Source organism: Massilia sp. P2_C2 (assembly GCF_056404615.1).
This window is the reverse complement of sequence record NZ_JBFUDR010000012.1, coordinates 18638-42604: the sequence shown is the minus strand read 5'-3', so window position 1 is coordinate 42604 and position 23967 is coordinate 18638. Positions and strand designations below refer to the sequence as shown.

Here is a 23967-nt window from a genome sequence, read left to right as displayed (position 1 = left end):
ACCTTGTAACGCGGGGCGATGGACGTGGCGCCGACCACGTACGCGGACGGGCCCAGGCTCGGGCCGGGCACGGCATCCGGCGCACCGGGCGTCGGCGCGACGACGGTGGGCGCAGCTGCCGCGAACTGCGCGGACGGCATGACAGGTGCGGCTGCGCGCCGCTCCAGCACCTGCGCCGCGCGTGCATCGGCACCGAGGAATTCTGGACGGATCACGCGCTTCTCGGCAGGCCGCTCCACCTCCCACGCATACGCGTCGGACGCCGAGTCGGGCACGGGCTCCGTCCACGTGTCCAGCTGCGTCAGCGCCACTTCCACCTGCGCCGGCGACAGCTGTGGATCGAGCGAAACGGCACGCCGCATCCACTGCTCGTACAGGCGCCGCGCCGTGATGTAGGGCAGCGATGGCGACGGCAGCTGGGCGCCCGTCTCGTCCACCTCCAGCTTCGGCTCGTACACGCGCAGCTGGTAGTGGCGCATCAGCGCGGCCAGCAACGCCAGCTGGTGCGGTCCCATCGTCGCCATGCGCCGGCGTGTCGCCTCGATCACCTGCTCGCGGTAGTATGGGGGCAGGCCGTTCGAGCGGATCGCGTACTCGTTGCCGATCTGGAGCCATTCGCCCGATCCCGGCTCGACCTCGAACAGGTATTGCCCGCGCGGCTGGAATGCGGCCTCGCGGTCGCCCGCGTCCTGCTTGCGGCGCAGCACGCCCAACGCGATCGCGGCGAGGAAGAATTCGTAGTCGTCGGCCAGGCGATTCAGTTCGTCCATCGATGGCGAGATCGGATGGCGGAAGCGCGTCGAATCGAAGTGCAGGTGCGTGGGGATCTTCGGGTTCTCGATCTGGTAGCTGGCGCGCCACGTGGGCAGGCCGCGCAGCACCGTCATCGGATAGCCGGACAGCTCGATGTAGCAGACAGCCCGTCCCGGCACGCCCGTGTTCACGACGGACACGAGGTCGCCGTGGAAGAAGCCGGTTGGCACGGCGGCGCGGATCTCCGGTTCCAGCCGGCGCCACGCGGCCGGGTCGCCGACGCCGATGAAGCACTTGAACTGGTCGGCGCTGGGCGTGAACTCGGCCGAGAAGCGCGCGTTAATCCACGGCATGGCGCTCTTGATCCATTCGGAAAAGATGCGGTGACGTTCCTGCGGCGACAGCGCGCCGAGGCGTTCGAGCAGCGGATCGGGCAACTCGGTGCCGGCCTGTTCGCCGGACAGCTGCAATTGCGCGCGCCGGAACAGTTTCAGCAACAGGTCGGCGCGCAGTCTCTCGTCGCCCAGTTGCGGGAACAGGCGCGCGGAGCCGCCGAATTCCTGCAGCACTTCCTCGCTCCATGCGCTCACGTCGCCCGTCAGGCGCACGGGTTCCGGCAACACGTCGCTCGCGAGCTTGATGTAGGTGGCGTGTTCCTGGCGCGCGTCGGCGCGCAGTTGGTCGATGCGCTGGTCGACGGCGGCCAGCATCGCGCCGACGTTGCGCCGTCCTTCCTGGAATTCGCCGGCCACGCCGCTCCAGCGCACTTGCCCGTGTTCGTCCGGTGCCTGCGGCTCGCCCAGCCAGGACGACAGGGTTTGCATCACCTCGATGGCCTGCCCCGCGGCAACGGCGAGCAGGTGGAAGCGCAGGTAGTCGGCGATATCGCGCTTGAGGTGATTCATGATTTCCCGAGCTTGTGCATCCTTGCCGAACAGCCGGCCGGCGGCCTGCGTCAGGTTGTTCAGCGACTCCTCGACCTGGCGCGTGCGCAGCGCGTCGCGCACGTCGCGGTAGCGCTTGCCGTTGCGCTGGACATTGGCCAGGTCGCGCTGCGCCAGCCGTGCCTTCACCTGTTCCAGCAGCGACAGTACGAATTCGAGGCCGCCCTGCTTGCGGTCGTCCAGCAGCATGTACAGCCGGCCGCGCACGTTCAGGCGCAGTTGCGCGAGCAGTTCACCGGTGTGCCGCTTGATGCGGTCCTCGCTCGTCTCGGCCGTCGCACCGGCTTCGCGGATGGCGTCGCGCTCCAGGTTGGGCAGCAGCAGGGCGACCTGTTCACGCCAGAGTTTCAGGTCGTACGAGGCCATGATGCGGTCCATCTCCAGCTGCACCTTGCTCTCCACGCGCTCCAGCAGCGAGCGCTGGTCCTTGTCGAGCAGGAGCATGTCCGTCAGCGCATATTCCTGGAACGGCGTGACGTCGACGGTGCCCTTGCGGAAGTCGGGGAATTCCATGAACGGGTGCTCGGCCATGCCCATCTGGTCGCGCATGAAGGCGTCGCGTTCCTGGTCCGTCGCGCGCCGTGCCGCCGTGCCGTCGCTGGCGACGAGGCCGAAGAACGCCTTCACCATCAGCGCCGCCAGTTCATACGCGCGGATGTCTTCGCGCAGGCTTTGCTGCGTGTCGAGCACGGCCTGGCCGAACGCGGAATAGACCTTGGAGTAGGACAGGCGCATGTCGCCGAAGCGCTGCTCCGGCACGCGCGGGTTGTACGGCCCGAGCTTGTGCTGCTGCTGGTTGACGGCGACGGAGCGCTTGCGGTTGGCGAAATCGGCCGACGCGAAATCCTCGAACAGCGTGTCGGCGACCATCTGGTACACATCCTTGACGTCCTGCGTGGCCTTGTTCGCGAGGTTCGCGGTGTCGACGAAGTAGACGTCGTCGAATGGCGTGCCGCGGCCGACGATACTGTCCGGCTCCATCCATTGCACGCGCGCGTTCATGTCGCGCATGCTCGTCTCCAGCTCCATCAACGTGGCGTAGGCGTTCGCCTCCGTGCGTTCCTTGTTGGCCTTCGCATAGCCGGACGGCAGGAACATCACGAGGTCGACCTGGCTGTCCGACACTTCCTGGCGCGCGACGGCCTTGGCGATCCAGCCCAGGTCGATGGCGCTGCCCGCGCCCGTGCCGCCCGCGTTCGACGCGATCACGACGATGCGGAATTTCGAGGTATCGACCTGCAGCCCGAGGCGCTGGTAATTCTCCTTGCGCTCGATGCCCGCATTACTGCTCAGGAAATTCAGCGCGCCCTTGATGCGGCCACGCAGCTTGGGATATTTGTCGAACAAATACAGCCGCGCCAGCGCGCGGATCTGGCCGGCGCCCTTCGACGGATCGATGCCCAGCGAGCGCAGTTTCTTCGGGCGCAGCGGCATCCAGTTCTCGATCAGCGGGAAGCGCGCGAGGCTGTCGTCCGACTCGTGGTATTGCGGCAGGTCGAGCGGTTCGACGAGGCGTTCCTCATCGGCGAGCTTCACCAGTTCGTACCACGGGTCCGTGCGCTGCGACTTGCCCTCGTCGATGACGGCGTTGGCGTCCAGGTCGAAGTGCAGGAACCGCGCGACGGGGAAGTCGGCGATGGATTCGACGCGGGTCGGATGCCGGCGGTTCCACACGGCCGCGAGGATGCGCCGGCGGATGCGCATCATGACTTCCATGCCGGTGCCGCCGGCGCCGATGAACAGCGTGGGCCGCAGGTCGACTTTGAGCTCCGCTTTATTGCCGAGCGATGCGGGATCGGGAAAATCTGCCATGGTGTTCTCTTTGAAAGCGTGACGTCAGCGACGGCCGACGAAGAAGGCCGCCACCAGCGTGACGACGCCGACGACGACCAGCGGTCCGGTGATGGCGGGCGTCAGGTAGCGGCTCGCGTTGACGATGGCCAGCACGACGGCGGCGGACAAAAAGCCCATGCCGACGAACAGCAGCCACCCGGCGCTGCCGGCCGACGACGGCGCCACCCGCTTGACGACGAGGTGGTGTACGTAGGCGTTACGGACAAAGAAGTAAATCACGAGCAGCACGGCGAAGACGACCGCGCCGATCGCCAGGTCGCGCCCGGCCGTGTCGCGCAGCGGCGCCGCGCTCGTGTTGGTGGCGCCGCCGGGCGCGATCTCGACGGGCTGCGTCGCGGTGTCGGGCGTCGTCTTCGGCATCCCTTCCTGCGGCGTGTTGGCGGCCTGGCCGGGCAGCTTGAAGCCGGGATCGGTGCCGGCCGTATCGGGTACGGCCGGCGGGTGAGGCTTGGTCTGGGCGTTCTGCATATGGTGTCCTCGATAGGGTCATCGGCCGAGCCGCACCTGCGCGCCTTCGCGCAGGTCGAGCAGCTGGTGGCCGAACAAGGTTGTCTTCAGGCGRGCGACCTCGTTGCCCGCCTTGTCGTAGATCGGTTGCACGGCGCCCGCGCGCGTGTGCACGGTGCGCACTTCGTCTTCCACCACGAGCTGCACCCGGCGCGGCCGGCCGTACGCATACGCGGCGCCCGCGCCGGCCGCCAGCAGCGCCAGGCCGCCGGCCAGCAGCGCGACGAGCGGGCCGGCGCCGTAGTGCACGTGCACCTCGACGGGCAGCACGGCCGTCGACGCCTGGATGTCGGCCGGCGGCGTGAAGATGTCCGGCAGCGGGTCGCCCGGGAACAGGTCGGCCATGCGCGCGCGGAACGCCTGCGACAACTCCAGCCGCTGGCCCTGCAGGTACAGCTCGATGCGGCCCGGCAGCACGTACGCGGAGCCGGCCGATTTCAACGCTTCCATCGACCATTTGCCGGGCAGCTGCGCGACGGGTAGCTGCAACGTCGACGCCAGCGGTTCCGCGTGGCCCGGCGCCAGCCGCGATACCGTGTTGTTGCGCAGCGCGATCGGCCGGTTCTCGCCGCCGAGCATGGAACGCGCGGAGATGGCAGCGCCCGCGATGGTGTATGGATAAATCGTGTTTTCCAGCTGCCAAAGGATCGTCGCGCTGGGCGAGCGCGCGTCGGGCGCCACGTCGGCGCGCAGGCGGCCAGCCGCATCCATCGAGAACTCGACGCCGGGCGCGTTCTCCACCTTGCGCGGCACGAGGCGCACCGTGTCGCGGTCCAGCGGTTTCAGGCGCGCGGGCGGTTCCGTGATCACGCGCTGCACGCGCCCCGCCGCCAGCAGCGCGTCGAGGGCGCGCGCGCCGTCCTGCCCGACGGCGAACACGTAGACCATCAAGCCGTTGGCGCGGTAGTGCTCGCCCTGGACCGGCATGCGCAGCGGGAACGCGAGCGCCTTCCTGATGGCGGTACCGCGGTGGATCAGCGCATAGAATTCGCGGTTGCGCTGCGCGGTCGCCTGGTCGTTGTTCGGGCTGTTGCGGTTGTTCGTCACGAGCCAGACGAGGCCGCCCTTCCCGTCCAGCACGCGGCTCACCGTCGTCTCCACGGCTTCCCCCAGGTCGGTGTCGGCCAGCGCCGTACCGCCGGGCTTGTGCGCCGTTTGCAATCCGGCGAGGGCGGCCAGCACGTGCGTGGACGTGGCATTCGTCACCTGTTCGGACAGCAGCGCGCGCGGCGACGGCGCGCCGGGCAGCGACTGGTTGAAGGCGGCCAGCACGAAGGCGTCGCCCGGCTGCGTGATGCTGCCGGCGAGGGCCGCCACGAGTGGCTTGAATTGCGAACGCGGGTCGCTGTAGAACGGCTCCATCCAGCCCGAGTTCTGCACGAGCAGCACCTGCGGCACGGCCCAGGCGGGCGCCATGCCGGGCAGCGCGCACAGGCCGAGCATCGTGGCGAGGAAGCGTGCGACCCTCACGTCAGCGCGTCCAAATTCCAGCCGCGGATCCGGTTCCAGTCTGGGTGGTGCAGCCACAGGCGGTTGGCGTAGACGAAGGGCACGCATTCGAGCGGACGCGACAAGCGCGCCACTTCGTCCAGGATCACGTTGCGCCGGCCGATCCACTCCACCGTGGTGCGGATGATCACGCGGTTGGCCAGCGCCTCCTCGGCGCGGCCGGTGTATTTGTGGAAGCGCAGTACCAGGCCGCTCGGCTGGCTGCGGTTATTGTTAAAGCTGCGCAGCAAGGGCAGGACGAGGGAATCGTCCTCGTGCTGGTCCTCGACGTGCTCGCCGGACCACGGCTCGTCGACGACCGGATGGCCGCGCCGGAACAACAGGTTCGCGAAACCGAGGCGCGCGCCGTCGATCGCCTCCCGCTGCGGCCGCTCCACCCCGAGTTCGAGGAATGCATACGATTGACCATCGTGCCCGATCAGCCACATGCGGCCGTCGCGGCTCAAGGTGGGGCCGCCGAGGTCGAGGCTGGGCAGCCACGTGTCCGGCCACGCGAGCCAGCGCGGCGGTTCTCCCGGCCGCCACACGAGCTGGCCCTCGCCGTGCAGCCAGAACAACTGGCCGTCATAACCGATGGGCCGGGTCCAGCCGGACAACGGCAACGCGCCGCAATCGAATTGCGGCCCCGGGGACAGGTCGGTACCGAGGACGCACAGCCCGAGCGTGCCGCCCGGATTGCGCACGAGGACGCCGAGCTGGCGCCGCATCAGCCCGGGCGCCGCGACGACCGGCGCGGCCAGTACGGTTTGCGTGCCGCACGTCTCGCTGATCGGATTGATGGCCAGCCGGTACAGGCCACGCGCCGTGGGCACGAGCGCCACGTCGCCACGGCGCGCCGGCACCTGCAGCAGGGACAGCGGCAGCCAGCCGTAGTCGGACGCGCCGAACGCGAGGTCGGCCGCGCCCTCTTCCGGCAGCATCACGTGCCAGACCTCGGCCAGCGGATCCCAGTACTGCAGCACCCCGCGTCCCGGCGCCAGCGCGAGCAGGCGCTGTTCGGGAAAGCCGTAGGTGGACGCTGCGAACACGCAGTGCGCATTCGGGGGCGGCGGCATGGCGACGTCGAAACGGCCGACTTCCGGTGCGGGCGGACGCTCTTCGAGGCTGTCGCCCAGCGCCAGCGACGTCACCGGCAGGCCGTGCGGCACATGCCGGGGCAGCAGCGCATCCGCATAAGCACCCCACCAGTCGGGCCGGCCCTGCTGATTGGCGCCCAGGCGTTGCAGCGGCCGGCCGCACGCTGGACAGAAGGCAAATCCCTCGGGGTAGATGGCGGCGTGGTCGCAGGACTGCGGCAGCGAGGCTCCGAGCAGGTGCGCGCAATCGTCCAGGCGGCCGCGCGCGTGCGCCTGCCAGTCGATCCGGCCCAGTCCTTCGCTGGACGCCAGTTCGAATTGGCCGCTGCGCTCATCCTCCAGCCAGACGCTGGTCGGCGTTTCCCATCGGTATGCCATGCACGCTCCACCGTCGATTCGTCAAAAAACGATTGCGGGCCGCTTGAAGCCTATCCCAGTAGGGTGGGCACCCCGTGCCCACCCTACCAGTTCGCGCCTACCAAGATAGGCTCTTAAACTCGGGGCCGTTATCGTTTTGGAATCATAGCGCCGGGATCAAGCCCATGGCGCCCTGTTCACGGAGTAGCGCGTGGATGTGCTTCAGGGATCAAATGATGGGCTGGCCAGCGGAACTTTCGGCGGCGTCCAATGCCGCGCGGTTCACGTGGCGGATCTTCCACGTGCCGCTGTCCAGCACCATGGCCAGCACCAGCTCGTGCTTCGCGTCGCCATCGCCGTCGAGCGTGACGAGGACGTCGGCACTGCGCGCCTCGCGGCGCAAGGTGACGGCCCGCACGCGGCCATGCAGCCACGCGCCCTGGATGCGCGCCGATTGCAGGAAGTAATCGGCGGGCGGCTGCGGACCCGCGCTCACCTGCTGCAGCCGTTTCAGCAACTGRTCGACGAGGGGCTTCGCGACATWGGCGTTGWAACGTTCGTAACGGTCGCTGAGCGGATCCTGGTCGGCGTCCAGCGTCGCCAGGTACCAGCAATAGAATTCCGCGGCGACGGCCTCCGGTGCGCGGACCGCCGCCGCCGTCGACGCGGCGGCCGCCGCCGCGGAGACCGGTCCGGCGAGGCCGACCAGCACCGCCGCCAGCAGCAAGCTCGCCGGGTTACGTTTTAGAAAATTTCCTTTTCGAATCAACATGATGGCACTCCCGTCAACCAGACTGTGCAGCATACCGGCCGGGTGGTCCCTGCGCTGCCGCAAGCGCGGTGGCATCCGCAGTGGTGTCCGCAGTGGTGTCCGCAGTGGTGTCATATAATGCTGGGTTGTTTGCCCTGTCCGTTGACGCCATGACGCCTGCCGATTCCCTGCCCGCCGCCTCCATAGCCGCCGCCACCGCGCACCTGCGCGACGTGCTCGCGTTCGCGCTCGAACACACGCCCGGGCGGCGCGCACTGGTCGTCTACGACACCCACACGGCGCTGGCCCGTGCCCTCGTCGAGGCATACCGCCGCAACCTGCCGGCGGCTGACTTCATCGACTTCGACGGCGTCACGCCGGACGCCGTGCTCGCGAAATTCCGCACGCTGGCGCCGCAAGACCTCGTCGTGCTCGTGCAGTCGACGAACTTCCGCCTGGACGGCTTTCGCCTGCGCGTGGAACTCTTCAAGCTGGGCCTGAAAGTGATCGAGCACGTGCACCTGTCGCGCATGCCGGGCGCGCAGGGCGAACACTACATCGAGGCGCTGGCCTACGACCCGGCCTATTTCCGCGGCGTGGGCCATGGCCTGAAGACCCGCATCGACCGCGCCCGCCGCGCCGAGGTACACGGCGGCAGCGGCGGCGACGTCCTCGTGTTCGATGCGCCGTTCGAGTCCGCCAAGCTGAACGTGGGCGACTACAGCGCGATGAACAACGTGGGCGGCCAGTTCCCGATCGGGGAAGTGTTCACGGAAAGCGTGGACCTGGAAGCCGTCAGCGGCCGCGCCCAGGTGCACGTGTTCGGCGACACGTCGTACCGCGTCAACCGCCCGGACTCTCCCATCACCCTGCTGATCGAGCGTGGAAGAGTCGTCGGCGCGGAAAACGTCACCCCGGCGTTCCAGGAAGTCCTCGACATCATCCGCCGCGACGAGGGCGAGGTGTGGGTGCGCGAACTGGGCTTCGGCATGAACCGCGCTTTTACACGCGAGCGCCGGGTGGACGACATCGGCACCTACGAACGCATGTGCGGCATCCACCTGTCGCTGGGGGCCAAGCACGGCGTGTATGCGAAGCCGGGCTTCAAGCGCAAGGACGCGCGCTACCACATCGACGTGTTCGTCGTGACCGATACCGTGTACCTGGACGATGAACGCGTCTACGCGGACGGCGCCTGGACCGTGCGCGCATAAGCGTTTCCGGGCCCCGCTGGCCTGGATCTTGCTTGCGTTTTTGGCATAAAACCGGCGCCGAATGGCGTCATCTCGTTGCCAAAAACATGTCCACGCCCACCTTTCACTCCACCGCGCGCGATCCGGAAGCGCCGCTCCGCATCGTCAAGATCCGGCGCGACTACAACACCTGGGTCGCCGACGAGACGATCGAGGATTATGCGCTACGCTTCACGCCGCGCGCGTTCCGCAAATGGTCCGTGTTCCGCGTCGCCAACACGGCATTCGGCGCCATCTCCTTCCTCGTGCTGGAAGCGATCGGCGGCACCATCGCCGTCAACTACGGTTTCGAGAACGCGTTCTGGGCCATCGTCGCCATCGGCCTGATCATCTTCATCACCGGACTGCCGATCAGCTACTACGCCGCCCACCACGGCGTCGACATGGACCTGCTCACGCGCGGCGCCGGCTTCGGCTACATCGGCTCGACGATCTCCTCGTTCGTCTACGCGTCGTTCACCTTCATCCTGTTCGCGCTGGAAGCCGCGATCATGGCTTATGCGCTCGAACTGTATTTCGGCCTGCCACTGTACCTCGGCTACCTGGTCAGCGCGCTCGTCGTGATCCCGCTCGTGACGCATGGCGTGACGCTCGTCAGCCGCATCCAGATGCTCACGCAGCCCGTGTGGCTCGTACTGCTCGCCCTGCCCTTTTTCGCCATCGCCATCAAACAGCCGGAACTGATCGCGCAGCTGGGACACTTCGGCGGCCAGGCTGGCCGGAGTGGCGCATCCGGCTTCGACACCCTGCAGTTCGGCGCCGCCACCGCGGTCGGCGTCGCCCTGATCACGCAGATCGGCGAGCAGGTCGACTTCCTGCGCTTCATGCCCGAGAAGACGCGGGAGAACCGCGTGCGCTGGCACCTCGGCGTGCTGGCCGCCGGCCCGGGCTGGATCCTGCTCGGCAGCGCCAAGATGCTGGGCGGCGCGCTGCTCGCGCTGCTGGCGATCGAAGGCGGCGCCTCGCTCGCGCAGGCCGTCAATCCGAACCAGATGTACCTCGCCGGCTTCCGCCAGGTGTTCGGCGCCGGCAACCTGGCCGTGCTGGCGACGGCACTGTTCGTCATCATCTCGCAGGTCAAGATCAACATGACGAACGCGTATGCCGGCTCGCTCGCGTGGTCGAATTTCTTCGCCCGCCTCACGCACAGCCATCCGGGGCGCGTCGTGTGGGCCGTGTTCAATGCGCTGATCGCCGTGCTGCTGATGGAGCTGGACGTGTTCCACGCGCTGGAACAGGTGCTCGGCCTGTATTCGAACGTCGCCATCTCGTGGATCACGGCCGTCGTCGCCGACCTCGTGATCAACAAGCCGCTGGGCCTCTCGCCCAAGGGCATCGAATTCCGCCGCGCCTACCTGTACGACATCAACCCGGTGGGCGTCGGCGCCATGCTGCTGGCGTCCACGTTGTCGATCGCCGCGTTCGCCGGCCTGTTCGGCGCGCGCGCCCAGGCGTTTTCCGCCTTCATCGCGCTGGCGACGGCGCTGCTGGCCGCGCCGCTGATCGCCTGGGCCACGCGCGGCCGCTACTACCTCGCCCGTCCGGTGGCGGACTGGCCGGCTTCGGCGCGCACGCAGACCTGCTGCATCTGCGAGAAGGAATACGAAACCGACGACATGGCCCACTGTCCCGCCTACCAGGGACCGATCTGCTCGCTGTGCTGCTGCCTGGACGCCCGCTGCGACGATGCCTGCAAGCCGCATGCGCGCGTCGCGCGCCAGTGGGAGACAGCGGCGCGGGCCCTGCTGCCGGCATCCGTCTGGCCGTACATGTCGAGCCGCCTGGGCCACTACCTGCTCCTGATGCTGGCGACCTTGTCGTTCCTCGGTGGCCTGCTCGCGCTGCTGTACGTGCACGAGCGCGCCGCCCTCGGGCCGGCGGCCAGCGCCGCGATGCTGGAAGCGCTGCGCCTCGCGTTCGTGAAGACGTTCGGCGCGCTGGCGCTGGCCAGCGGCATCGTCGCGTGGTGGCTCGTGCTGACGGGCGAGAGCCGGCGCGTGGCGCAGGAAGAATCGAACCGCCAGACGAGTCTCCTGCAGCGCGAGATCGAACTGCACGGCCGCACCGACGCCCAGCTGCAGCAGGCCAAGCGCCAGGCCGACCAGGCGAACCAGGCCAAGAGCCGCTACATCGCCGCGATCAGCCACGAGATCCGCACGCCGCTGAACAGCATCCTCGGTTACGCGCAACTGCTCGACAACGACGCGACGATCCCCGAGCCGCGCCGGCAGGCGATCCGCGTGATCCGCGGCAGCGGCGAACACCTGCTGTCGCTGATCGAGGGCTCGCTCGACATCGCGCGCATCGAGGGCGGCAAGTTCAGCTTCGACATCCGCACGCTCGCCTTCCCCGACTTCCTCGGCCAGATCGTGCGCATGTTCGAGCAGCAGGCGCTGGACAAGGGCCTGACGTTCCGCTACGAGATCCAGGGCACGCTGCCGGACCTCGTACGCGCCGACCGCAAGCGGCTCGGCCAGATCCTGATGAACATCCTCGGCAACGCCGTCAAGTTCACGGCGCGCGGCGAGGTCGTGTTCCGCGTGCGCTACGCGCGCGAGATGGTGGTGTTCGACGTGCAGGACAGCGGCCCCGGCATCCTGCCCGACGAGGTCGAGAAAATCTTCGAACCGTTCACGCGCGGCAGTGCCGGCGCGGCCGTGGGCGTGGCCGGGACGGGCCTCGGCCTGCCCATCAGCCGCATGCTCGTGCAGCTGATGGGCGGCCAGCTGACGGTCGATACGGCGCCGGGCGCCGGCAGCACGTTCACGGTACGCCTGCAACTGCCGCGCGTGCACGCGCCCGCGCGCACGCCCGCCGCGCCGGCATTCGCGCCGGCCGGCTATGCGGGGCCGCGCCGCCGCATCCTCGTCGTCGACAACGAACGCAACGACCGCGAACTGCTCGTGAACATCCTCGCGCCGCTCGGCTTCGAGACCGTGCAGGCCGAGACGGGCGCGGACTGTCTCGCCGCCTGGGAACGCTTCGATCCCGACCTGATCCTGATGGACCTCGCGATGCCCGTGATGGACGGCTGGGAAGCGAGCCGCATCCTGCGCCGCGAACGGCAATGCGACGTACCGATCCTGATCGTCTCGGCGAACGCCTATGACAAAGGACTGGAAAACCCGGCCGGCATCGCCGCCGAAGATTTCATCGTCAAGCCCGTCAACGTAGGCGAGCTGCTGGAGCGGATCGGCATACGCCTCCGCCTCGACTGGATCTCGCAGCACGCGCCCGCGGTGGCGGAGGCCCCCGCGCTGTGCTTCCCGCCCGCCGCCCAGCTGGACGCCCTGCGCGAACAGGTCGCGCTGGGCTATGTACGCGGCGTCAACCGCCAGCTCGACGCGATCGCCGCGCAGGGCCCGGAATACGCGGCCTTCGCCGCCACGCTGCGCAAACTCGCCGCCCGCTTCGACCTGGAAGCGATGGCGGCCTTCCTCGAACAAGGAACGCCATGAACCCGACACCTTTCGACCGCCAGGCCAGTCCGGTCGTGCTGATCGTGGACGACGTCCCCGAAAACCTCGCCGTGCTGCACGACGCACTGGACGAATCCGGCTACACGGTACTCGTCGCGAACAACGGCCCGGCGGCGCTCGCGCGCGTGCGCCAGGTCGTGCCCGACGTGATCCTGCTCGACGCCGTCATGCCCGGCATGGACGGCTTCGAGGTCTGCCGCCGCCTGCGCGCCGACATCGCCACGCGCGCCATCCCCATCGTCTTCATGACGGGCCTGACGGAGACGGAGCACGTGGTGGCCGCGTTCGGTGCCGGCGGCACGGATTATGTGACGAAACCCGTGCGCCAGAGCGAGATGCTGGCGCGCATTGGCGCCCACCTGCAGACGGCGCGGCTGATGAACCAGGCGCGCAGTGCCCTCGACGCGTTCGGCAACGCCGTGCTGGCCATGACGCCGCACGACGGCCGCATCGTCTGGCAGACGCCGCTCGCGCGCCAGTGGATGCAGCGCTATTTCGGCGCGGACGACGACTGCATCGTCGACACGCCGCCCCAGCTGGCGGCCTGGCTGGCGGCGGGGACCGCGCAGCCGCTGACGGTGATCCGCGGCGCGGCCCGGCTGATCTTCACGGCGGCCGACGTGCGCTCGCCGGAACAATGGATGATCGTGCTGCGCGAGGAATCGGACACGGCGCGCGTGCAGGCGCTGATGGCCCTGTTCCGGCTGACGCAGCGCGAATCGGAGGTGCTGCACTGGGTCATCCAGGGCAAGACGAACCGCGACATCGGCGACATCCTCGGCATGAGTCCGCGTACCGTCAACAAGCACCTCGAGCACGTGTTCGAGAAGCTCGGCGTCGAGACGCGGACGGCGGCGGCGACGCTGGCCACCAACCGCATGCGGGGAGCTTTATCGGAATCCACGTAGGGTGGGCACGCCGTGCCCACCCTACACGGCCAGGTGCCGCCGCACGTGGTCACTATCCATCTCGTCGGCACTTCCGCTCGCCACCACCTCTCCGCGCGACAGCACGACGAACCTGTCCGCCAGCGCCCGCGCGAAATCGAAATACTGCTCGCACAGCAGGATCCCGATATCGCCCCGCTCGCGCAGCAGCCGGATCACGCGTTCGATGTCCTTGATGATCGACGGCTGGATGCCCTCGGTCGGCTCGTCGAGGATGATCAGGCGCGGCCGCTGCAGCAGCGCGCGTGCGATGGCGAGCTGCTGTTGCTGGCCACCCGACAAATCGCCGCCGCGCCGCTCCAGCATCTCCCTCAGCACGGGGAACAGCTCGTAGACCTCGCCGCTGATGCGCGCCGCCTCCCGGCGCGACAACGTCGCCATGCCCATCATGAGGTTTTCTTCGACCGTCAGCCGGGCGAAGATGTCGCGGCCCTGCGGCACGTAGGCGATGCCTGCCGCGGCGCGGCGGTGCGGCTTGTAGCGCGTGATGTCGCGGCCGTCCCACGTGACGGTGCCGCGCGCGACGGGCAGCACGCCCATCAGGCATTTCAGCAGCGTGGTTTTGCCCACGCCGTTGCGGCCCAGCAGGGCCATGCACTGGCCCTTTTCCACCGCCAGCGACACGCCGCGCAGCGTGTGCGACGAACCGTAGTACTGGTTCAGGTGTTCGACCTGCAGCATGCTTATCTCCCCAGATAGACTTCGATGACGCGGTCGTCGGCCTGCACGTCGTCCATGCGGCCCTCGGCCAGCACGGCGCCCTCGTGCAGCACGGTGACCTTGCCCTGCTGCGCGATCTCGGCGACGAATCCCATGTCGTGCTCGACGACCATGATCGAGTGCTTGCCGCGCAATTCGTTCAACAGCTCGGCCGTGCGCGCCGTCTCGGCGTCGGACATGCCGGCCACCGGCTCGTCCAGCAGGATCAGCTGCGGCTCCTGCATCAGCAGCATGCCGATCTCCAGCCACTGCTTCTGGCCATGCGACAGCAGGCCGGCCACGCGGTCTTCCTCGCCGTTCAGGCGGATCAGACGCAGGATCGCGGCGATGCGGTCTTCCTGCTCGGACGACAGGCGCGCGAACAAGGTCGGGCGCACGCGCTTGTCCATCTTCATCGCCAGCTCCAGGTTCTCGAACACCGTGTGCTGTTCGAACACGGTCGGGCGCTGGAACTTGCGGCCGATGCCGGCGTGGGCGATCTCGTATTCCGTCATCTTCGCCAGGTCGAACGTCTGGCCGAAGAACGCGCTGCCGGTCGTCGGCCGGGTCTTGCCCGTGATGACATCCATCATCGTCGTCTTGCCGGCACCGTTCGGGCCGATGATGCAGCGCAGCTCGCCCACCGAGATGTCCAGCGTGAGCTTGTTCAGCGCGCGGAAACCGTCGAACGACACGGTGACGTCGTCCAGGTACAGGATGGCGCCGTGGCGGGTGTCGACGCCGTCGCCCTTGATACTCATGTCCAGGCTCATGCCGCTTCCTCCTTGGTGGCCACGGCCGCCCGGCGGCGCGGCAGCAGGCGTTTGATGGCGGGCAGCACGCCCAGGATCCCGTGCCGCATGAACAGCGTGACGAGGATGAACAGCAAGCCCAGGGCGAACAGCCACAGGTCCGGGAATGCCGCGGTGAACCAGCTCTTGAGACCATTCACGGCGAACGCGCCGACGATTGGGCCGACCAGGGTGCCGCGCCCGCCGATCGCGACCCACACGACCATCTCGATCGAGTTCGCCGGCGACATCTCGGACGGATTGATGATGCCCACCTGCGGCACGTACAGCGCGCCGGCGATGGCGCACAGCACGGCGGACAGCGTCCACACGAACAGCTTGAACGCGAGCGGGTCGTAGCCGATGAACATCAGGCGCGATTCCGCGTCGCGCACGCCCTGCAGCACGCGGCCCAGCTTGGAACGGACGATCCAGCGGCACAGCAGCAGCGCGCCCACGAGCAGCGCCAGCGTGGCGAGGTACAGCACGCTGCGCGTGCCGGGGTCCGTGATCGCATGGCCAAGGATGCGCTTGAAATCGGTGAAACCGTTGTTGCCGCCGAAGCCAGTATCGTTACGGAAGAACAGCAGCATGGCAGCATACGTCAGCGCCTGCGTGATGATGGAAAAGTAGACGCCCTTGATGCGCGAGCGGAACGCGAACCAGCCGAACACGAAGGCGACGAGGCCCGGCACCAGCACGACGAGCAGCATGCAATACCAGAAGTGGTCCGTGAACGCCCAGTACCACGGATAGTCCTTCCAGTCGAGGAAGACCATGAAGTCGGGCAGCACGCTGCCATAGCTGCCGTCGCGGCCGATGGCGCGCATCAGGTACATGCCGTGGGCGTAGGCGCCGAGCGCGAAGAACAGGCCGTGGCCCAGCGACAGGATGCCGGTATAGCCCCACACGAGGTCCAGCGCCAGCGCCGCCAGCGCATAGCACATGAACTTGCCGACGAGGCCGAGCATATAGCCGGAGACGTGCAGCGGGTGCCCGTCCGGGAACGCCAGGTGCAGCACGGGCAGCAGGGCCGCCACCAGCGTGCACGCGGCCAGCACGGTCCACGCGCGACGGGAGAACAAGGAAGTATTGCGGTTCATTCGACGGTCCTTCCCTTCAGCGCGAACAGGCCCTGCGGCCGGCGCTGGATGAAGACGATGATGAAGACGAGGATGCAGATCTTGGCCATGACGGCGCCCGCCAGCGGTTCGAGGAATTTGTTGATCTCGCCGAGGCCCAGCGCGCCGAGCACCGTGCCGGCCAGCTGGCCGACGCCGCCCAGCACGACGACCATGAACGAATCGACGATGTAGGCCTGGCCGAGGTCCGGCCCGACGTTGCCCAGCTGGGACAGCGCCACGCCGCCGAGACCCGCGATGCCGGAGCCGAGGCCGAATGTCAGCATGTCGATGCGGCCCGTGGGCACGCCCACGCAATCGGCCATGCGCCGGTTCTGCATCACGGCGCGCACGAACAGGCCGAGGCGCGTCCTGTTCAGCACCAGCCACACGGCCGCCACGACGATCACGGCGAACACGATGATCGCGATGCGGTTGTACGGCAGGACCAGCGAGCCGAGCACGGTGACGCCGCCCGACATGAAGGCCGGATTCGCCACCTCGACGTTCTGCGCGCCGAACACGGTGCGCACGGCCTGCATCAGCATCAGGCTGATGCCCCAGGTGGCGAGCAGCGTCTCCAGCGGACGCCCGTACAGCCAGCGGATCACGCTGCGCTCCAGCACGACGCCGACGGCGAACGCGACGACGAATGCGGCCGGTAGCGCGGCCGCGAGATACCAGTCGGCGGCGCCCGGCAGGTAGTGGCGGAACAGCGACTGGCACACGTAGGTCGTGTACGCGCCGATCATCAGCAGCTCGCCGTGCGCCATGTTGATGATGCCCATCAGGCCGAACGTGATCGCCAGGCCCAGCGCCGCCAGCAGCAGCACGCTGCCCAGCGACACGCCGTAGAACAGGTTGCCGATCACCTCGTTGCGCGTGCCGCGGAGCTCGATCGCACGCAGCGCCGTGCCGGCGGCGGCGCGCAGGGCGGCGTCCGGCTCGGCAAAGCTGCCGTCCGGGTTCTGCGCCAGCATCGCCTGCAATTGCGGGCGCAGCGACGCGTCGCCGCTGTCGGCCAGTGCGGTCACGGCGGCCAGGCGGCGGGCCGGATCGGGCGCACCCAGGTCGGCGCGCGCGACCAGTCGGGCCAGCTGCGTGCGGATATCCGCATCCGTTTCGTGGGCAAGAGCCTGGCGCAGCAGCGGTGCCTGGGCCGGGTCGGGATCCTGCGCCTGCAGCGCATGGACGGCGGCCAGGCGTGCCTCGCGCGCGGGCGCGAGCAGCGCGAGGCCGGACAGCGCAGCCTGCACGGCACCGCGCRGGCGGTTGTTGACGACGATGCCGTCCGCGCCGTCGGGCACGGCAAGCGTCTTGCCGGTGGCGGCATCGATGGCCTGGCCGTCGTGGACGATCAGGACCTGGCCGGCTTGTGTGGCGACCAGTTCGTCGTCGAGCAGGGCCTGCAGCACCTGGCGCGCGTCGGCACTGCCCGTGGCGGCAATGCGGGCGACGGCGTCGACGCGGGCATCGGGATCGTCGCCCGCCAGCGGCTGCAGCAGCACCGGGTCGATGGCGGCGTGCACATGCAGCGGCAGGCACAGGGCCAACGCGGCAAAGATGCGTGTGAGGAAGGAATTCATAGCGTATCCAGTCGTTCAAACGCGCCGCCCCCGCCCGCGCGGGGACGGCGTGCGGGGATTACAGGTTCTGCTTGCCTTCGTTACCCTTGATGAAAGGACTCCACGGCTGCGCGCGGATCGGCTCCTTGGTCTTCCAGACCACGGAGAACTGGCCGTCGCCCTTGATCTCGCCGATCATCACGGGCTTGTGCAGGTGGTGGTTGGTCTGGTCCATCACGAGCGTGTAGCCGGACGGCGCCTTGTAGCTCTGGCCGCCCATCGCCGCGATCACCTTGTCGGTATCGGTCGACTTGGCCTTCTCGACGGCCTGCGCCCACATGTGGATGCCGACATAGGTCGCTTCCATCGGGTCGTTGGTGACGGCCGTCGCGGCGTTCGGCAGGTGCTTGGCGGCGGCATAGGCCTTCCACTTCTTCACGAAGTCGGCATTGGTCGGGTTCTTGACGGACTCGAAGTAGTTCCAGGCCGCCAGGTGGCCGACGAGCGGCTTCGTGTCGACGCCGCGCAGCTCTTCCTCGCCGACCGAGAACGCCACCACCGGCACGTCGGTCGCCTTCAGGCCCGCGTTGCCCAGCTCCTTGTAGAACGGGACGTTGGAGTCGCCATTGATCGTGGAGATGACGGCCGTCTTGCCGCCGGCCGAGAACTTCTTGATGTCGGCGACGATGGTCTGGTAGTCGGCGTGGCCGAACGGCGTGTACAGCTCCTTGATGTCCTCGTCCTTCACGCCCTTGCTGTGCAGGAAGGCGCGCAGGATCTTGTTCGTCGTGCGCGGATACACGTAGTCGGTGCCGAGCAGGACGAAGCGCTTCGCGCCGCCGCCGTCCTTGCTCATCAGGTATTCGACGGCGGGAATCGCCTGCTGGTTCGGCGCGGCGCCCGTGTAGAACACGTTCTTCTCGAGTTCCTCGCCTTCGTACTGAACCGGGTAGTACAGCAGGCCGTTCAGTTCCTTCACGACGGGCAGCACGGACTTGCGCGACACCGACGTCCAGCAGCCGAAGATGGCGACGACGTGGTCGTTGGCGATCAGCTGGCGCGCCTTTTCGGCGAACAGCGGCCAGTTCGACGCTGGGTCGACGATGACCGGCTCGAGCTTCTTGCCGAGGACGCCGCCTTTGGCGTTGATCTCGTCGATGGTCATCAGGGCGACGTCCTTCAGCGACGTCTCGGAAATCGCCATCGTGCCGGACAGCGAATGCAGGATGCCGACCTTGATCGTGTCCGCGGCGTGAGCGGACAGGCCGCTCGCCAGCAGGGCGACGCCGGCGGCGACGCGGGTGAGGGAGGAAATGAAGTTGCGGCGGTTGGTCATGATTGCCTCGCGAATGATGGATTGATCAGTACTGGAGCTGCAGGGTGACGGCGAATTTCGACTGGTCGGGCACGTTCGTGACCTTGGTGCGCGAATACTGCGCGCCCAGCTGGGCGTTGTAGCCGGACAGGATGTAGTTGACGCCGACGTCGCCCTGGCGGGTGTCGATGCCGGTATCGGCCGAGAACTTCTGGTAGCGCACGTACGGCTGCAGGCTGTTGACGATGTAGCCGACACCCGCCAGCCACGCCTTGCCCTGCTCCGACTTGACGATGTTGTCCGTGTCGTAGTCGTACCAGGCCGCTTCCAGCGACACCGCACCGGCGCCCGCGAGGCGCTTCTCGAGCAGGAAGTCGACGTTCCACGAGCGGTAGTTGCCCACGGCGGCCGGCGTCAACACGCCATCCTTCTGCGCACGCACGGCGAGGCCGATGGCGAGGATGTCCTTCGTGCCCAGGTAGTTACCGGTGCCGTAGTAGCCCGGCTCCGCATCCCAGAAGTCGTATTGCAGGCGGCCCGCATACATCAGGCTGTCGGACGCCTTGATGCCGGCGGCCTTCGCCTCGTTCTGCGTGAGCGAACCGATGCCGAACGTGTGGCCCTCGAACGCGCCGACCGAATAACCCAGCTTCCCGTCCAGCAGATTGCCCCACACGACGGCGCCATCGTCACGGCCGCGGAAGATGCCGCCGTTGTAGCCGTAGCGCGATGCCACGCCGGCCCAGTAGCCGCCGCCCAGCGAGTAATACGGGCCGGCCATGTTGGCGCGGTCGCTCGGCGACAGCAGGCGTCCGGCCCACACGTTCAGTTCGGGCGAAAACGCGAACTGGCCGGCGGCATCCAGCACGCGGACCTTGTCGCCGTCCCACTCGGTGCTGAACATGCCCTTGATCTGCTGGTTCAGCGATGCGCCCAGGTAGATGCGGGCGCTGTCGAGGTTGAAGTCGCTCGAATGCGAGCCGTCCGGCGCGCCATGTTCCACGCTCGAATAGCTGGTGCGCATGCCGAAGCCGACGCTGACCGACTGGTCCGGGCCGATGTTCACGGTGGCTCCCGCCCGTGCGTCCAGTGCGGAGAGGCCCCCCGCGATCCCGATCAGTGCCAGCAGTGCTGCCTTGTTCCCTAGTGACGCCATTCTTGTGTTCTCCATGGGTGGTTGTCGTAGGGACATGATCGCCAGAGGGAGCCGGCTAGAACATACGTCAGGTGACGTAGTGGCGTTTGCGGCACGCCGCGCGCATGCCGTAAGATGTATATAAGACTTTAGAAAGGACACCATGCTCACCACCGCACAGCGCGACCAGTACCAGCGCGACGGCTACATCGTCATCCCCGGCTTCAAGTCACCGGACGAGATCACGCGCCTGCGTGCCCGCGCGGGCGAGATCGTGGACGCGTTCGACCCTTCGGAATCGCGCGCCATCTTCACGACGCGCGACCAGGTGAGAGCCAGCGACGCGTGGTTCCTCGGCTCGGACAACACGATCCGCTGCTTCTTCGAAGAGGAAGCCTTCGGCCCGGACGGCCAGCTGAAGCAACCCAAGGCCCTGTCGATCAACAAGATCGGCCACGCCATGCACGACCTCGACCCCGTGTTCGAGGCCTTTACGCGCGATGCGAAACTGGCGGCCGTCGCGCGCGACCTGGGCCTCGCGCAGCCGCAGGTCTGGCAATCGATGTACATCTTCAAGCAGCCGGGCATCGGCGGCGAAGTGCGCTGGCACCAGGACGCGACGTTCTTCGATTCCACGCCGATCAGCGTGACGACGTTCTGGTTCGCGCTGGAAGACGCGACCATCGAGAACGGCTGCCTGTGGGTCGAACCGGGCGGCCACCGCGGCCCGCTGCGCGAACGCTTCCTGCGCGACGGCGACCACATTACGATGGAAAGGCTGGACACCACGCCGTGGCCGGACGACAGCACGGCCGTGCCGCTCGAAGCCAAGGCGGGTGACCTCGTCTGCTTTCACGGGCTGCTGCCGCACTACAGCGCGCCGAACCGCTCGGCCGTGTCGCGGCATGCGTTCACCCTGCACGTGACGGATGCGCGGACTGTGTATTCGGCACGGAACTGGATTCAGCGGGATGCTGGGTTTCCGGTGCGGGGATTCGAATAGGACGCCTGGCGTGTCGAACCGGACGGCATCGGCCGGTTGTAACCCGTTAGCCAAGGCCACTGTCGACCCACTGCCGATCTTCTCGGAGCGGGCGAGCAGATGTCAGCGAGTAACCGATAGCTTGATCGACGTCCCATCCGGAAGATCGGCAATTTGCTGGGCAATATGGCCGGAGGCACTGATGAGTTCGTCGAACGGTAGCGTCCCCAGGTTATCCCCACCGTATTCACCGCCGAGTACACCGGGGATTCTAAAGCAGTACTTTCGCCCTGGAGCAAGCACGCCAAGCCGTTGAAAAGCCTGATCTACCAAAGCACGCATATACCAGTCACGCAGGAATTCCTGGTCCTTTGCCAACCGATCGAGCTCTTCCCGACTGCTTGCCACGACTTCACAGCAAAGTTCTTCTGGACACAGACGCCAGTATTGCCCGTGTATGTCTTTCAAGATCAGGTTGCCGAAGTCATTGTCATCGATAATCTCGGCTGGCTCGATGCCTACCCATCCCCAAGCGCTTCGAACTTCGTCAATCAATCGCATGTTTCGCTCTCTTGCTCAAGCATTCATCAGTCTGCTGCTGCGGATCCGGACCTATTGCGCTGCCGTGAGCTTGAGTCCCGGCCGCAGTGCCTGAGAGGCTTCCTGTTGAYCTTTGCGCTGGTCAGATACCTGCTCGATTCCCTTCYTKGTYACTTCTTCCAGAAAAGCGATWYGAGCCCGGTARTAATCYGCACGCAAYTGCGTTTCCASCARATGTTGCTCGGAYTGATACAGCTCCATGCGCAGGTCGTTGAGCGACCGTTTTGCATGTTTCTCGGGCGTAGGAACGTGATGAGAAATCAAGTTTGCAAGCCACCGTAGCATGATGAAGCCCTCCTGTCGTCAGGTGCTCTTCCGCTGGTATCAAAACGGAAATCACGCCGCTGTCACCCAACGACTCGATCCGATTTCCAGCTAGACACAGTCTATCAAACATCTATGCAAGAGCTGTGCGGCTTTCTCCATTTGTTGCAAAAACGACACTTTATTTCTGTCCGTCCTCGATTTCTCGCGGGCAACCGGCTCTCGCGATGTGGCCAGTTCTGTCGCGGCGTGCCCACCTGCCTCGCCARACACCACCGGTGACAATAAGTGAGTATGTACAACCAAAACTCCAGTAGCATTGATATCTTTTTCCCAAGAAAGAAATCATGCTCAAACACATCCTCAGCGGATTGTTCTGCCTGGCCCTGGGCACGGCAAGCACGGCCATTGCCGCCCCCGACGACCACGCCGCCGAGGAAGCGGCCCGCCAGCTGGTCACGACGATGCAACCGCAACAGGGCCACGTCGCCCTCCCCGGCGGCATCGCCACGCTGGACCTGCCGTCCGGCTTCCGCTACCTGAACCCGACCGACACGGATCACCTGCTGGTCGCCTGGGGCAATCCGCCGGGCGCGCAGACGCTGGGCATGATCGTGCCCGCCGGCGTCAATCCGCTGGGGAACGATGGCTGGGGCGTCGTGGTCACCTATGACAAGGATGGCCACGTGAAGGACGACGATGCCGACGGCATCGACTACAACAACCTGCTCAAGGACATGCAGGAAGGTCTCGCGGCCGCGAACGAGGAGCGCAAGAAGCAGGGGTATCCGGGCATGCGCCTGGCCGGCTGGGCCGAGATGCCGCACTACGACAAGGCCGCGCACAAGCTGTACTGGGCCAAGGACCTGGTGAGCGAGGATTCGGGTCACCACGGCCTGAACTACAACATCCGCGTGCTGGGCCGCGAAGGCGTGCTGGTGCTGAATGCCGTCGCCGACATCAGCCAGCTCGGCCGGATCAAGACCGAGATGCAGCAGGTGACCGCCTTCACCAATTTCACCGCCGGCAACCGCTACGCCGACTTCAACGACAAGACCGACAAGGTCGCGGAATACGGCATCGCGGCCCTCGTCGCGGGTGGCGTGGCCGCCAAGCTGGGCCTGTTCGGCAAGCTGGTCGCCCTGCTGCTGGCATTCAAGAAGCTGATCATCATCGCGTTCGCCGCGGTCGGCTCCGCGATCTGGAAATTCTTCAAGCGCAAGCCGAAGGTGCAACCCGAGCCCGTCGCCGCAGTTGACATCGACGAACCGGCACCGGCCAAGGTCGACCTGAGCAAATAATGGGCAAGCTCATCGCATGGCTGTTCGTGGCCGGCAAGCTCGGCAAGGTGCTCACGACGGGCGGCACGATGCTGCTGTCGATTCTGGTGTACAGCTGGGTGTTCGGCTGGAAGTACGCGGTGGGGTTCGTGCTGCTGATGTTCATCCACGAGTTGGGCCACTACGCGGCGGCGCGCGAGCGCGGGCTGGACGTCGGGTTGCCGACGTTCATTCCGTTCGTCGGTGCCTGGGTCGAACTCAAGCAGATGCCGCATAACGTCGAGACGGAAGCCTGGATCGGTTTCGCCGGCCCGCTGGTGGGCACGCTGGCCTCCCTCGGCTGCTACTGGCTGGGGCGCCAGACCGACAGCCAGCTGATGCTGGCGTTGGCCTACTCCGGCTGCATGCTGAACCTGATCAACCTCATTCCGACCATGCCGTTCGACGGCGGCCGCATCACGGCGGTCATCTCGCCGAAGATCTGRCTCGCCGGGGTGCCGATGCTGGCGGCCCTGTTCTTCTACCGGCCGAGCCCGATGCTGATCCTGATCGCGATCCTGGCCTACCCGCAGATCAAGCTGGCGCTGTCGGGCGACTTGAAAGGGCAACCGTATTACGACGTGCCGCTCGACACCCGTATCCACTACGGCGTCATGTACCTGGGCCTGGCGGCCTTCCTGGCCGTCATGAGCTACGACCTGCACGAGATGATTGGTCGCTACTGACAGAACCTGTCAGTAGCGACCCTTACCATGGTCGCCTTTCGCAACGAATGGAAAGGAATG

General features: G+C 67.0%; 18 protein-coding genes. 6 read left to right on the top strand and 12 right to left on the bottom strand.

The window, feature by feature from the left end; all coding sequences use genetic code 11:
- The 5 genes from AC1DYX_RS02905 to AC1DYX_RS02885 form a co-directional block, all read right to left on the bottom strand.
- On the bottom strand, window positions 1-3509 hold a 3509-nt coding region (locus AC1DYX_RS02905; protein ID WP_477256086.1), incomplete at its 3' end, for a tubulin-like doman-containing protein.
- A 24-nt stretch (window positions 3510-3533) separates the two neighbouring features.
- Window positions 3534-4019, bottom strand: a complete 486-nt coding sequence (locus tag AC1DYX_RS02900; protein WP_477256084.1) for a hypothetical protein — start codon at window positions 4017-4019, stop codon at window positions 3534-3536.
- A gap of 18 nt (window positions 4020-4037) precedes the next feature.
- Entirely contained in the window at window positions 4038-5528 is a 1491-nt protein-coding gene (locus AC1DYX_RS02895; RefSeq protein ID WP_477256082.1) for a hypothetical protein, read from the bottom strand.
- Window positions 5525-7021: a hypothetical protein gene (locus AC1DYX_RS02890; protein ID WP_477256080.1), complete on the bottom strand. Its 1497-nt coding sequence runs from the start codon at window positions 7019-7021 to the stop codon at window positions 5525-5527. Before AC1DYX_RS02890 ends, AC1DYX_RS02895 begins: the two co-directional genes overlap by 4 nt.
- Before the next feature lie 208 nt (window positions 7022-7229).
- Window positions 7230-7772 (bottom strand): DUF3828 domain-containing protein, encoded by a 543-nt coding sequence (locus tag AC1DYX_RS02885; protein ID WP_477256078.1) that lies wholly within the window; start codon window positions 7770-7772, stop codon window positions 7230-7232.
- 149 nt (window positions 7773-7921) lie between these two features.
- Here AC1DYX_RS02885 and AC1DYX_RS02880 point away from each other — a divergent pair, with 149 nt between their 5' ends.
- From AC1DYX_RS02880 to AC1DYX_RS02870, 3 genes are all read left to right on the top strand, one after another.
- Window positions 7922-8965 (top strand): M29 family metallopeptidase, encoded by a 1044-nt coding sequence (locus tag AC1DYX_RS02880; RefSeq protein WP_477256076.1) that lies wholly within the window; start codon window positions 7922-7924, stop codon window positions 8963-8965.
- A gap of 86 nt (window positions 8966-9051) precedes the next feature.
- Window positions 9052-12462, top strand: coding sequence for a hybrid sensor histidine kinase/response regulator (locus AC1DYX_RS02875; RefSeq protein ID WP_477256074.1), 3411 nt, complete (start codon window positions 9052-9054; stop codon window positions 12460-12462).
- Window positions 12459-13391, top strand: coding sequence for a response regulator (locus AC1DYX_RS02870; protein ID WP_477256072.1), 933 nt, complete (start codon window positions 12459-12461; stop codon window positions 13389-13391). Before AC1DYX_RS02875 ends, AC1DYX_RS02870 begins: the two co-directional genes overlap by 4 nt.
- A 21-nt stretch (window positions 13392-13412) precedes the next feature.
- Here the strand turns inward: AC1DYX_RS02870 and urtE are convergent, their stop codons facing one another.
- From urtE to AC1DYX_RS02840, 6 genes are read right to left on the bottom strand one after another with little or no spacing between them, the layout of a single operon-like run.
- Window positions 13413-14111: an urea ABC transporter ATP-binding subunit UrtE gene (gene urtE, locus AC1DYX_RS02865; RefSeq protein ID WP_477256070.1), complete on the bottom strand. Its 699-nt coding sequence runs from the start codon at window positions 14109-14111 to the stop codon at window positions 13413-13415.
- A 2-nt stretch (window positions 14112-14113) separates the two neighbouring features.
- Window positions 14114-14902, bottom strand: a complete 789-nt coding sequence (gene urtD, locus AC1DYX_RS02860; protein WP_477256068.1) for an urea ABC transporter ATP-binding protein UrtD — start codon at window positions 14900-14902, stop codon at window positions 14114-14116.
- A complete protein-coding gene (urtC, locus tag AC1DYX_RS02855) occupies window positions 14899-16023 on the bottom strand; it encodes an urea ABC transporter permease subunit UrtC (protein ID WP_477256066.1) in 1125 nt (374 codons plus the stop codon). Before urtC ends, urtD begins: the two co-directional genes overlap by 4 nt.
- On the bottom strand, window positions 16020-17627 hold the full coding sequence (gene urtB / locus AC1DYX_RS02850) for an urea ABC transporter permease subunit UrtB (RefSeq protein WP_477256064.1): 1608 nt from the start codon (window positions 17625-17627) through the stop codon (window positions 16020-16022). Before urtB ends, urtC begins: the two co-directional genes overlap by 4 nt.
- Before the next feature lie 58 nt (window positions 17628-17685).
- Window positions 17686-18942 carry an urea ABC transporter substrate-binding protein gene (urtA, locus tag AC1DYX_RS02845; protein ID WP_477256062.1) on the bottom strand — a complete coding sequence of 419 codons (1257 nt, stop codon included), beginning with the start codon at window positions 18940-18942 and terminating at the stop codon, window positions 17686-17688.
- A 25-nt stretch (window positions 18943-18967) separates the two neighbouring features.
- Complete coding sequence (locus tag AC1DYX_RS02840; protein ID WP_477256060.1) at window positions 18968-20077, bottom strand: porin; 1110 nt, start codon at window positions 20075-20077, stop codon at window positions 18968-18970.
- A 142-nt stretch (window positions 20078-20219) separates the two neighbouring features.
- On the opposite strand from AC1DYX_RS02840, the gene AC1DYX_RS02835 reads away from it, so the two are divergent.
- A complete protein-coding gene (locus AC1DYX_RS02835; protein ID WP_477256058.1) occupies window positions 20220-21059 on the top strand; it encodes a phytanoyl-CoA dioxygenase family protein in 840 nt (279 codons plus the stop codon).
- A 102-nt stretch (window positions 21060-21161) separates the two neighbouring features.
- Here AC1DYX_RS02835 and AC1DYX_RS02830 read toward each other — a convergent pair whose 3' ends face one another.
- Window positions 21162-21599: a T6SS immunity protein Tdi1 domain-containing protein gene (locus AC1DYX_RS02830; protein ID WP_477256056.1), complete on the bottom strand. Its 438-nt coding sequence runs from the start codon at window positions 21597-21599 to the stop codon at window positions 21162-21164.
- Window positions 21600-22249: 650 nt separating this feature from the next.
- Between AC1DYX_RS02830 and AC1DYX_RS02825 the strand changes: the two genes are divergently transcribed.
- Together AC1DYX_RS02825 and AC1DYX_RS02820 are read left to right on the top strand one after the other, a co-directional pair.
- On the top strand, window positions 22250-23203 hold the full coding sequence (locus AC1DYX_RS02825; RefSeq protein ID WP_477256054.1) for a DUF2167 domain-containing protein: 954 nt from the start codon (window positions 22250-22252) through the stop codon (window positions 23201-23203).
- Window positions 23203-23907 carry a site-2 protease family protein gene (locus AC1DYX_RS02820; protein ID WP_477256052.1) on the top strand — a complete coding sequence of 235 codons (705 nt, stop codon included), beginning with the start codon at window positions 23203-23205 and terminating at the stop codon, window positions 23905-23907. The genes AC1DYX_RS02825 and AC1DYX_RS02820 overlap by 1 nt, the downstream gene beginning before the upstream one ends.
- Window positions 23908-23967: the final 60 nt, after the last annotated feature.